The sequence below is a fragment of the Lactonifactor sp. BIOML-A5 genome, from assembly GCF_009677585.1.
In the GTDB taxonomy this organism is placed as follows: domain Bacteria; phylum Bacillota; class Clostridia; order Lachnospirales; family Lachnospiraceae; genus Lactonifactor.
This window is the reverse complement of sequence record NZ_WKYV01000053.1, coordinates 1-11,802: the sequence shown is the minus strand read 5'-3', so window position 1 is coordinate 11,802 and position 11,802 is coordinate 1. Positions and strand designations below refer to the sequence as shown.

Genomic DNA, 11,802 nt, shown 5'->3' with positions numbered 1-11,802 from the left:
ACCATAACGTTTTTGCCAATCTTGCGCATACCGTCTGCCAGACCTACGGTAGTCGTTGTCTTGCCTTCACCGGCCGGTGTTGGAGAAATTGCTGTTACCAGAATTAACTTTCCATCTTTTTTGTCTGTGTCACGAAGCATGTTGTAGTCGATTTTAGCTTTGTAGTTTCCGTACTGTTCCAGATATTTCTGGTCAATACCAGCGGTCTTGGCAACCTCTAAAATCGGCTGCATGGTCGTTTCCTGTGCAATTTCGATGTCTGATTTGAATCCCATAGTAAAATCCTCCTTTAAGTTATGTAAATTAAAATTACTCTCATCGTTTCTGCCCTTTCCCCCAAAAAAGCAAGAAAGGGCAACATCTGCTCGCTGCAAATGCTGCCCAGACGGTCGGCTTACTATAAGTCCTAATCTCACTGTGGTGCTCCACATTAAACCCGTCAGAAATCAGAACCCTCTTTGATGATATGTTAAAAATATCACATTCTTATAGTTTTGTCAATAGTTTAGAGCAAACTTTGTGAATTTTTTACCAATATCTCACATTCGTAATATTCCGGCGCATTTGATGAGGTAATAATAGTGTTATTATACACGTTCTTATCCTTTCTTACAACACTTTCCTTTTATTCTATCTGCATAACTTCATCTAACATTTTGACCTTTCCAGGTTCTCTTATAAGTGTCAGATCGTATTTATCTGCATTTACCAAAATCACAGGAGTAGTCAGGTCATATCCCTCTCTTTCAATAGATTCTTTCTGAAATTCAATCAAAAGCTCCCCCCTCTTTACTTTCTCTCCCTTCTTCACCTTGCAGCTGAAATACCTGCCCCCAAGATTAATGGTGTTAATTCCAACATGCACCAATATTTCCGCACCGTTTCTTCCCGAAAGTATCACTGCATGCCCGGTCTCAAAAGTCACTTCTATGGTTCCGTCCACAGGTGCTACTATCTTGCCTTTGGAAGGATGTATAGCCACGCCGGGACCCAGAACGCCTCTGCGGAAGGTAGAATCGTTTACCTCTGCCAGGGGTATCAGTTCTCCCTGTACAGGCGAAGTGACATGTAGGTTTTCTTCCCTTCCTCCCAGAACCCACGTAAGAGCAAAGGAGACTGCCAGAGCAATAAAAAGGCTGAGAAGATAATCCCAGGGTTCTTTAAGATAGAGAGGAAAGGCGAAGATGCCTGAAACCCCGGTTCCCGAAGCCCCCAGTCCCCGCAGAGCCGCATACCAGCCCCCGCAGGCGCCGCCCAGCGCGGCTGCCAGAAAAGGAGTACCATAGCGGAGGTTTACGCCGAAAATTGCCGGTTCCGTAATCCCCATAAAGGCACTTAAGGCCGAAGGAATTGCGATCCCTTTTACCCTCCGGTTCTTCATTCTTATTGCCATGGCAAGGGCTGCCCCTCCCTGGGCTATATTTGCTGCGGAGGCTACAGGGTTAAGATAATTAAACCCATAGCTGGCCAGCTGCCCCAATTCCAGTACGGTATACATATGATGAATCCCGGTAACTACAATTGCGGAATAGATTCCACCCATAAAGAAGCCGCCGATTCCCCAGGGCGCCGTCAGAATATCTTTTACCACCAGAAGAAGAATATCTTCGATTTTGAGAAATACAGGACCTACAATAGCAAATGTCAGATACCCCGAGATAAACAGGCTCGCCAGAGGCGTAATAAATAAATCAAGCATTGGAGGTACTGTCTTATGAAGCTTTTTCTCCAGCACACTCATAATCCAGACAGCTATAATCACAGGCAGTACATGTCCCTGATATCCAGTCATGGGGACTTCGTACAGGCCGCAGAATACACTCTGGTATGTCACAACCCCGTCAGACACTTTGGACCAGGCGTTCTGCAAATCCGGATTCAGCATCATCATACCCACCACGGCACCCAGATAGGGATTGCCCCCAAAAACTCTGGCAGCACTGAAGGCGATTAAAATAGGCAGAAATGCATATACGGAATTGACGATCAGACCTGCAAATGAATAAAAGGAATTGTCCAGTCCGATATTCAGAATCCCATGCTGCGACAGGGTTCCCATAAGGTCTACAATTCCCTTTAAAAATCCGGCAGCCACAAGGGCAGGTATGATGGGAATAAAAATATCTCCCATCTTTTTCACTCCCTTTTTCAGCCAGTATCCCGGAGATTTACTTCTGCCGGACGCCCTTTGTATCTCTTCCTTTTCTATCAGGTACAGATAGTTAAAGATCCGGATAACCGTCCCAGGCCCCAGGATAATCTGCAGTTCTGCCCCGTCGTGCACAACTCCGCTGACCTCTTTCAGATTTTTTAAGCCCCGCAGATCCACTTTTTCAGGATCCTTTACCGTTACTCTGAGGCGGGTAGAGCAGTGTTCCACCTTATCCAGGTTATCTCTTCCTCCCAGTTTCCGGCATATCTGCTTTGCCGCCTTTTTATAATCCATCTCTGGTCCATCCTATCTTCCACTATTTACCAGTTATCACCTCTATTTTCTCACATAGTCATACTTACGTAAAGTAGGTTTCCGTGTTACTTTTCACTCTCTTCTATCCGCAGCATCCGGTAACCGATTCCGATATGGGTCTGGATATACTCCGGTTCCGAGGTATTCTTTTCTATTTTTTTTCTCAGAGTTGCCATAAATACCCTGAGAGACGGTACATCACTCTGCATCACATTCCCCCAGACCTCGTTCAGGATAAAATTGTGCGTAAGTACTTTTCCTACATTTCTGGACAAAAGGCAGAGCAGCTTGTATTCGATAGGCGTGAGATGAATTTCTTTACCGTCTACGCTTACGCACCCTGAAGCGTAATCAATGGTAAGTCCGCCGTTTTTAAAAACAGCACTGTTTTCAGAGGCATTGCTGTTCTGATACTGTACTCTTCTCAGGCTGACTCTCACTCTTGCCAGCAATTCCTCCACACTGAATGGTTTTGTGAGGAAATCATCAGCCCCCTCGTCCAGCGCTGTAACCTTATCCCTGTCCTCACTTCTGGCACTCACTACTATAATGGGTACCTGGGACCAGGAACGGACCTTGCGGATGATCTCCACTCCGTCCATATCGGGAAGGCCCAGATCCAGAATAATTACATCCGGTCTCTGGGATACCGCCTCAACCAGGGCCTGAGCCCCGTTTTTCGCCACATGATAGCGGTATTCCTGGGTATCCAGTGTTGTAGAAATCAGGTTGCGGACTGCTTTGTCGTCCTCTACAACTAATATTAATGGTTTATTCATGTATAATTACCTCCTCTGCAGGCAGCGTGAAATAGAAAATGGTCCCGTGAGGGATATTTTCCTTCACACCGATATTCCCTCCGTGTGCAGTTATAATGGACTTACAGAGAGCAAGCCCCAGCCCCAGACCCCTTCGGCTGTCTCCCCTCTCATTATTTGCCGTATAAAACATATCAAATAATTTCTCCTGTTCTTCTCTGCCTATGCCCGGTCCGTCGTCCTCTATTTCTATATATAAATAGTTTCCTTTCTTTCTTCCGATGATACGGATACAGGAACCTTTCTGCGTATACTTGATGGCATTATCTATAATATTAATAAAAACCTGCACAATTAATCTGGAATCCATCTTTCCCATAAGGAACTCATCTTCCAGTTCTACCTGGATCTTATGGTCTGTACTTTTTCTGTTTATATGATGCAGAGCCTCTGTGATTACTTCCTCCAGTAATTCCGCCTGCATCTGTATATTCATGGTTCCGTTGTCGATTCGTGTTACAGACAACAGGTTTTCTACCAGATTTATCAGCCACATAGAATCGTCAAATATGTCAGTGTAAATCTTATTTTTCTGCGACTCCTCCATATATGCCCCATTCTGCATCAGTACACTGGCATTTCCTGAGATACTGGTTAGAGGTGTCCTGAGATCGTGAGAGATTGCCCTTAACAGGTTAGCTCTCAGCTGCTCCTGCTGGGCTTTCAGCGCAATCTCATTCTTTTTTTCATTCAGCACCTGCTTTTCCAAAGCCAGCGCACACTCGCTGAGCATTGCTATCAGAAGACTTTTTTCAAAAGATTCCAGCATGTCGCTGTTCAGAACGACTCCTGCAACCGCCAGCGCCTGCTCTTTATTGCGCACAGCCAGATAAAGGCATTTTGCCCCCGGAAGTGTGCTGGTAGTGGCACCGGCATGTTTGTTGTTTTTATAAACCCACTCTGCCACTGCCTGCTCTTCTTCATTCATATACACGGAGGTATCCTCTCCCTCTTGTGTGCCGAATATGCGCGGAATCAGCTTGTTTTTCTTATCCGGCGTATAGAAAACCACGGGCCGATCCAGTAATTTTGTCATCTGGCCGGCTGCCTCCTTGATGATTCCGTCAATGGTGCGTTCTTTCTGGAGCTTCTGGCTGGTTTCAAGCAAAATCTCTGTGCGATATGCCTTGGCTGCTGACAGGAATGCCTGCTGCTTCACCTTCATAGTAAGGGTTGAGGTGATAAATGCCACCAAAAACATGATGACAAAAGTGACCGGATACCCTGCCTCATAGGCGTTAAAGGAGAATCTGGGAACTGTGAAAAAGAAGTTAAACGCAAGAACACTGATGATCGAGCTGATAAGACTGTAGCTTTTACTCTTTGTACATAGAGCAGTTACCAGCACTCCCAGGATATACACCATTATGATATTGGATTCTGTAAAGCCAAGGCTCCTGAGCCAGAGGCCCAAGGCGGTGCATGCCACCAGGATCCCAAGAGCCTTTAGAGAATCAAGCAGTGAGAATCCACGAACCGGCAGCCCTCCTTTTATTTTTTGAAAAGAATTTCTTTTTTCCTCTGCTGCTTCTGGAATAATATATATATCAAGATTCGGAGCCAGCTGTGTCAGCTTATCCGCAAAGCTTTGAGAAGAGAACAGCAAATGCCTTCTCTGCTGGCTGCGCCCCAGAACAATTTTGGAAACTCCTGCCAGCTTGGCATACCCCGCTATCTGCTGGGCGATATCGTCACCGAATACATTAACTATTTTAGCTCCCATCTGCTCGGCCAGGCGCAGATTGTCTGCCAGCCTCTGCTGATCAAATTTGCTCAGTGTCTTCGTCTGAGAGGTCTCCACGTAAACGGCGGTGAACATGCCGTGGAAGGCGCTGGCCATACGGGCTGCCGTACGTATTACCTTTGCATTGGAAGGGGAAGATGACAGACAGATAAGTATATGTTCATCCGTATAATAATTACTGTTTTTCATCCAGGGCTTATTTTTTTCCGATATTTTGTTCACCCTGTCAGCGGTACGGCGCAGGGCAATTTCCCGGAGTGCCACCAGATTATCCTGCTGAAAAAAGTTTCCCAGGGCTTTCTTTGCCTGCTTGTATTTGTATATTTTCCCTTCGTTCAGCCTTTTGATTAAATCCTCCGGCTCTACATCCACCAGCTCGACCTGATCCGCATCATCAAAGACATCATCGGGGATTCGCTCCCTAACCACCACACCGGTTATGGATGCCACGATATCGTTCAGGCTCTCCAGATGCTGTACATTTACTGTAGTATAAACATCTATTCCGGCCCGGAGAAGCTCCTGGATATCCTGATATCTCTTTCTGTGCCTGCAGTTTTCTGCGTTAGTATGAGCCAGCTCATCCACAAGGATCAGCCTGGGCTTCCGTTTGATGGCACTGTCCAGGTCGAATTCTCTCAGTGTAATTCCCTTGTACGGAATCTCCAGAGGAGGGAGCTGACAAAGTCCCTCAAGCAGTGCCAGCGTATCCGGTCTTGTGTGGGGTTCAATATATCCCACAACCACGTCCATACCAGCCTTCTGTGCAGCATGTGCGGCCTCCAGCATGGCATATGTTTTTCCCACGCCGGCCGCATAGCCAAAAAATATTTTTAGTTTTCCTTTCTCTTGTATAACCTTCTCTTCCTCAATTTGCTTTAGAATAGCATCGGGATTCGGCCGTTGTTCCATTTCTTCACACTCCCATACAGGATTCGTCATCAGGTACTTAATCCTTATGTTTTCTTAATATCTATTAGGTATTATACCTGATCTCCCAGAATTCAGAGAATAAATTTTTTCTGCAGAGCATTAAGATTGCATTAAGATCAGAAAAACGTATGAAAAGGCTGTCACACTTTTCCATACGTTTTTCTTCTAATTCGTACGAGGAACGGCGGGAAACAGAAGTTTAAGGAACAATTTTTCCGCCGCTGCGGAAGACCGGTAATCCATCCATATACGCCGGCCCTGCCGATCCTGGATCCTGAAATCATCTTTCTCATAGAGAACAGATATCCCTGCCTGGGACACTGCCATCTGCAGAGCCAGGTTCCATTCAAAGATGTTAATCTCCCATTCTCTTCCGATGGCATCGTTCAGATATTCAAACTCTACAGGGCTGATCCCTTCTTCCAGATACACAGTCCAGAGTTCTTTTTTTTGTTCTAAGGTAAGTATATTAAGGAAAAATTCCCCCTGTTCCTCCCTTAGCTGCAGATACGCAAAATACGTGTCCGGGTCTTTTTCTGTCCAGTCTCCTCCCATAGCCTTCCATTTTTTGCGGTTTACAGCCGCATAGTCATACCGATAGTCCATATGGGAAAATAATTCCCAGAGCGCCTCATATTGTTCTGTGCTTTTTGCTTCTATCTCAATGCACAGACTTCTGATACTCTCAAAATTCGAGCCTGAACTGTTCTTTTTACAATATCTGATGTTTTTTTCATCCATAAACTCAGCGGTCAGTTCTCCCAGCTCCAATCTATCTGCCATCCCATAGACTTTTACATGGATTTCTTTTTCTATACAGGCGAGCAGTATCCCATATTCTTCAAAAAAAGTATCACAGTCAAAACAAAAATACGGATATTCCAGCCATATTACCCTGTCTTTGTCATTTTTATAAGTTTCGGGATTACTACAGTATTCCATACTTAAGGAATCTGTCAGCTCTGTGAGCATGCTTACAGGCTCCCCAAAGTCTGGGGCAAACTCCAGCTTTCGCTTTGACTTATAGGCAATTCTTCTGTTAATCACACAATTCCACTCCTTTAAACCGGCACTTCTGCTATAAAATACCGTCCAGCGCCAGATTTACTTTTAATACATTAACTCTGGGTTCTCCAAAGATCCCCAGGAAACGCCCCTCTGTGTATTTGTCCACAATAGCTCTGATCTCTTCTTCTGATCTTCCTGTAGCCTCCGCGATTCTTGGAATCTGGTATTCTGCGGCAGCAGGGGAGATTTCAGGGTCTAATCCGCTTCCTGAAGCTGTCACCAGGTCCACAGGCACTTTACCTGCCTGATCCGGATTGCTTTCTTTCAGTTTTTCCACACGCTCCTGAACCAGCGCCTCCATTTCCTCTCCGGCAGGGCTTAGATTGCTGGGGCCGCTGTACATAGCAGGGTTGCCGTTCTCATCCGTAAAGGTTTCCGTATTAAGATTCATGACACGCCCCCACATATGACCGTCATCTGTGAATTCCTGGGCAAGCAGCTCACATCCATACTTCTTCCCGTTCACTTCTATAATACTGCCGTTTGCTTTGTCATGAAACAGCAGCTGGGAGATCCCAGTCATCGCAAAGGTATAGATAAAACCGCAGATAATAATAAAAGCGATCAAGATACCCAGAGACTTTAAAAACACTTCTTTTCCATAACTTTTCATTTTTCCCACACCTTTCTTATACAAGTCCGATTCCTGTGATAATCATATCAATTAATTTAATGGCAATGAAGGGAGCGGCGATGCCCCCAAGCCCATAGACCAGCAGGTTTCTGGACAATAATTTTCCGGCCGGGACTTCCCTGTATTTTACACCCTTTAAGGCCAGAGGAATTAACGCAACTATAATCAGGGCGTTGTATATGATTGCTGAAAAAATGGCGCTGGATGCACTTTCCAGATGCATAATATTCAGGGCGGCCAGTCCCGGATATAACCCCATAAAAAGTGCAGGTATAATAGCAAAATACTTTGCTAGGTCATTGGCTATACTGAAAGTGGTAAGGCTTCCTCTTGTCATCAGAAGCTGTTTTCCTATCCGGACTATATCGATAAGCTTTGTGGGAGAGGAATCCAGATCTACCATATTACCGGCCTCTTTTGCCGCCTGTGTTCCTGAGTTCATGGCTACTGCCACATCTGCCTGTGCCAGAGCCGGAGCATCGTTGGTACCGTCCCCTGTCATTGCAACAAGGTGTCCCTGGCTCTGAAATTCTCTGATAAAAGCCAGCTTGCTTTCCGGAGTTGCCTCTGCGAGGAAGTCATCCACTCCCGCCTCTGCCGCTATGGCGGCGGCTGTCATGGGATTATCCCCGGTAATCATAATGGTCTTAATCCCCATTTTTCTAAGGTCTGCAAATTTTTCTTTCACACCCTGTTTGATAATATCTTTCAGGTAGATAACCCCCATAATCTTATGGTTTTTAGCTACTACAAGGGGCGTTCCTCCCTGACGGGAGATTCTTTGAACTACTTCATCGCATTCTTCGCTGTATATACCGCCTTTTTCCATAACATACTGTTTTACGGCATCCGCTGCCCCTTTTCGTATTTCATTTCCGTCGTAATCCACCCCGCTCATACGAGTTGTAGCTGTAAAGGGAACAAAAGTCATATTCATATCCTGCATATGCCTTCCCCGGATATTGAATTCTTCCTTTGCCAGGACAACGACGCTTCTTCCCTCGGGAGTCTCGTCTGCAAGGGATGCCAGCTGGGCCGCGTCCGCAAGCTTCTCCTGCGTATTGCCGTCCACGGGAATGAATTCGCATGCCTGCCGGTTTCCCAGCGTAATCGTACCTGTCTTATCCAGCATTAATACATCAACATCACCCGCGGCTTCAATGGCACGGCCGCTCATTGCCAGTACATTTGCCTGGTTCAGACGGCTCATTCCCGCGATTCCTATGGCCGACAAAAGAGCGCCTATCGTTGTCGGTGCCAGGCAGACCAGCAGCGCAACCAGTGAGGTCACAGATGTGGGGTTCGCAATCCCTGCCTGCTTAGCAGAAAATACAGAATATGTATACAGGGACATGGTTACCAGTACGAAAATGATAGAGAATGCGATCAGCAGAATCTGGAGGGCAATCTCATTGGGTGTTTTTTTCCGGGAAGCCCCCTCTACCATAGCAATCATCTTGTCCAGAAAGCTTTCCCCAGGTTCGCTTGTTACACGGATCACCAGCCAGTCGGATATCACAGTGGTTCCCCCTGTTACCGCACTTCTGTCGCCGCCGCTTTCACGTATGACCGGGGCAGACTCGCCGGTAATGGCACTCTCGTCCACAGATGCGGCGCCGTCGATTACCTCGCCGTCTGCGGGTATTTGTTCCCCGGCATATACTACTACAATATCACCCTTTTTTAAGTCGGCGGAGGATACCTTTACAATGGTATCCTTTTCCTCTGCCGATGGTATTTTGTGTGCTTCTACGTCTTTTCTGGCGGAGCGCAGGGCGTCTGCCTGAGCCTTTCCTCGTCCCTCTGCAATAGCTTCCGCAAAGTTAGCGAATAATACAGTAAACCACAGGATAACCGCAATCCCCAGAGTAAAGCCTGCAGGCGCATCCTTTATCCCTCCCAGAGAGAGGAAAAACAGGATGGTAGTCATGATTGCGGATATATAAACCAGCATCATAACAGGGTTCTTTGCCTGCGTCCTTGGATCCAGCTTTACAAAGGAATCCTTAAGTGCACGGATAACCATATCTTTGTCTGCAAGTCCTTGTTGTTTCTTAGACATTATTCTCATCTCCTCCTATCCTATCATCTGAAAAAATTCTGCTATGGGTCCCAATGCCAGTGCCGGCAAAAAGCTCAAAGCGCCGATTAGCAGAACTATAAATATTAATAAGAATACGAACATGCCGTTGCAGGTGGACAAGGTACCGGCACTTGTGGCTACTGTTTTCTTTTTAGCCAGGCTGCCGGCGATTGCAATTGTTGCAAGCATTGGCAGAAATCTTACAAAAAGCATAACCAGTCCGATGGTCACATTCAGGAACGGGGTATTGGCATTAAAACCTGCAAATGCAGATCCGTTGTTGCCCCCTGCAGAGGAATACGCATATAGCATTTCCGCAAACCCATGGGCCCCGGCGTTGTTCAGACTGTCTGCCACTCCCGGCCAGACTGCTGCGATACCGCTGCCTACAAGGATTCCCACCGGAGTAGCCAGGCACACAAGCACAGCCATCTTCATTTCAAAGGGTTCAATCTTTTTTCCAAGATATTCAGGGGTTCTCCCCACCATCAGGCCGGCGATGAAAACCGTCATAATGGCAAATGCAAGCATTCCATACAGCCCGCAGCCCACTCCGCCGAAGATCACTTCCCCCAGCTGCATCTGCAGCATGGTTATCATTCCGCCTATAGGTGTATAACTGTCATGCATGGAATTCACCGAACCATTTGACGCCGCTGTGGTGAATGCAGCCCAGGTTGCGGATGTGGCAATGCCGAATCTAGTCTCCTTGCCCTCCATGTTGCCCCCTGCCTGATCCACAGTCGTCAGATTTACCTGATCCCCCGCGGACAGCTGAGGAGTTGCCTGCTGTTCGTTATATCCGATAATTCCCAGTGCGGCTACCAGCATGATAGCCATGGCAACAAAAATTGCATATCCCTGTCTCTTATCTTTTACAGCCTTTCCAAAGGTAAAGCACAGGGAAACTGGAATTAGTAAAATTGACAGCATTTCAAACAAGTTGGAAAGGGGGGTGGGATTCTCCAGCGGGAACGCAGAGTTTACCCCGAAAAAGCCTCCGCCATTGGTTCCCAGCTGCTTAATTGCAATCTGGCTGGCTGCCGGTCCCATTGGAACTGTCTGCTCGGTTACCTCTGTCCCCTCCTCTGTCTCAAAGGATTCCACCAAAGAAACGGTTTCATAGGGTTTCAGATTCTGTACTACCCCCTGGGAAACCAACACCAATGTTACCACTACACTAAGAGGCAGTAATATGTAAACCACGGTTCTTGTCAAATCCACCCAAAAGCTTCCAAGAGTGTCTGCTTTCTTTCTCACAAATCCTCTGATTAATACGAATAAAACGGCAATACCTGTAGCCGCTGATACAAAATTCCATACTGTCAGGCAGGTAGCCTGCGTAAAATAGCTCAGCGCAGACTCTCCGCTGTATGCCTGCCAGTTCGTATTTGTGACAAAACTGGCTGCTGTGTTAAACGCAAGATGCCAGGACAGCCCGGGAAGCTTCTCCGGGTTTAGAGGTAATATCTGCTGAAGCATCTCAATTGCAAAAAAGATCACAAGTCCTATGCCGCTGAATAAAATAGTAGACAACGCGTATTTCTTCCAGGTCATCTCTTCCTTTTCATCCACACGCAGAACCTTATAAATCAGTCTCTCACACGGCCTGCAGATACAGGACAGGAACACCTTATCCCCTTTCATAACCTTAGCGATATAGCCTCCCAAAGGAATGGCCAGGGCAACCAGAATCAAAAGGTATAATACATACTGCAAAATAGCCTCCATACTACCTGTCACCCCCTAACAAGACCGCCGTCAGATAAACCAACACGCCGAGTCCGATAACGCCTATGATTCCTATTACAATATTCATAATAAAATCACTCCTCCTTTTTATTTACTTGAAACACTTTATCATCTTTTAGATAAAAATAGTGTTAGGGAAAAACAGAAGCGTATTAAGATTATGAAAAGAGGAAAAGAGGGACGTGTTCTTTCTACAAAGAACACGTCCCACAGACTGTAGACAAATTGGTTTTGGGCTTTGTATCCCAGAGCCAGTTTTCTTTTATTAACCAAATTGCGTTCCAAATAAAGTTTGTGTAATGG

8 protein-coding genes are annotated in these 11,802 nt (G+C 46.3%); all 8 read right to left on the bottom strand.

All coding sequences use genetic code 11. The features are described from left to right. Positions 1-275, bottom strand: a 275-nt coding sequence (locus tag GKG41_RS22780) for a formate--tetrahydrofolate ligase (protein ID WP_154263106.1), incomplete at its 3' end; no start/stop codon positions are given. A gap of 350 nt (positions 276-625) precedes the next feature. Next, the gene (locus GKG41_RS22775) at positions 626-2,446 is read right to left on the bottom strand and encodes a PTS transporter subunit IIBCA (RefSeq protein ID WP_154263102.1); all 1,821 of its coding nucleotides are present in this window, start codon (positions 2,444-2,446) and stop codon (positions 626-628) included. Between the two features lie 86 nt (positions 2,447-2,532). Next, the gene (locus tag GKG41_RS22770; RefSeq protein WP_154263100.1) at positions 2,533-3,246 is read right to left on the bottom strand and encodes a response regulator transcription factor; all 714 of its coding nucleotides are present in this window, start codon (positions 3,244-3,246) and stop codon (positions 2,533-2,535) included. After that, positions 3,239-5,941: a sensor histidine kinase KdpD gene (locus tag GKG41_RS22765; RefSeq protein WP_154263096.1), complete on the bottom strand. Its 2,703-nt coding sequence runs from the start codon at positions 5,939-5,941 to the stop codon at positions 3,239-3,241. The genes GKG41_RS22770 and GKG41_RS22765 overlap by 8 nt, the downstream gene beginning before the upstream one ends. Positions 5,942-6,127: 186 nt before the next feature. Then, entirely contained in the window at positions 6,128-7,009 is an 882-nt protein-coding gene (locus tag GKG41_RS22760; RefSeq protein WP_154263090.1) for a hypothetical protein, read from the bottom strand. Positions 7,010-7,040: 31 nt separating this feature from the next. Continuing rightward, positions 7,041-7,643: a potassium-transporting ATPase subunit KdpC gene (gene kdpC / locus GKG41_RS22755; protein ID WP_154263087.1), complete on the bottom strand. Its 603-nt coding sequence runs from the start codon at positions 7,641-7,643 to the stop codon at positions 7,041-7,043. A gap of 16 nt (positions 7,644-7,659) precedes the next feature. Continuing rightward, on the bottom strand, positions 7,660-9,726 hold the full coding sequence (gene kdpB / locus GKG41_RS22750; RefSeq protein ID WP_154263086.1) for a potassium-transporting ATPase subunit KdpB: 2,067 nt from the start codon (positions 9,724-9,726) through the stop codon (positions 7,660-7,662). A 15-nt stretch (positions 9,727-9,741) separates the two neighbouring features. Then, positions 9,742-11,478 carry a potassium-transporting ATPase subunit KdpA gene (kdpA, locus tag GKG41_RS22745; RefSeq protein ID WP_154263082.1) on the bottom strand — a complete coding sequence of 579 codons (1,737 nt, stop codon included), beginning with the start codon at positions 11,476-11,478 and terminating at the stop codon, positions 9,742-9,744. Positions 11,479-11,802: the final 324 nt, after the last annotated feature.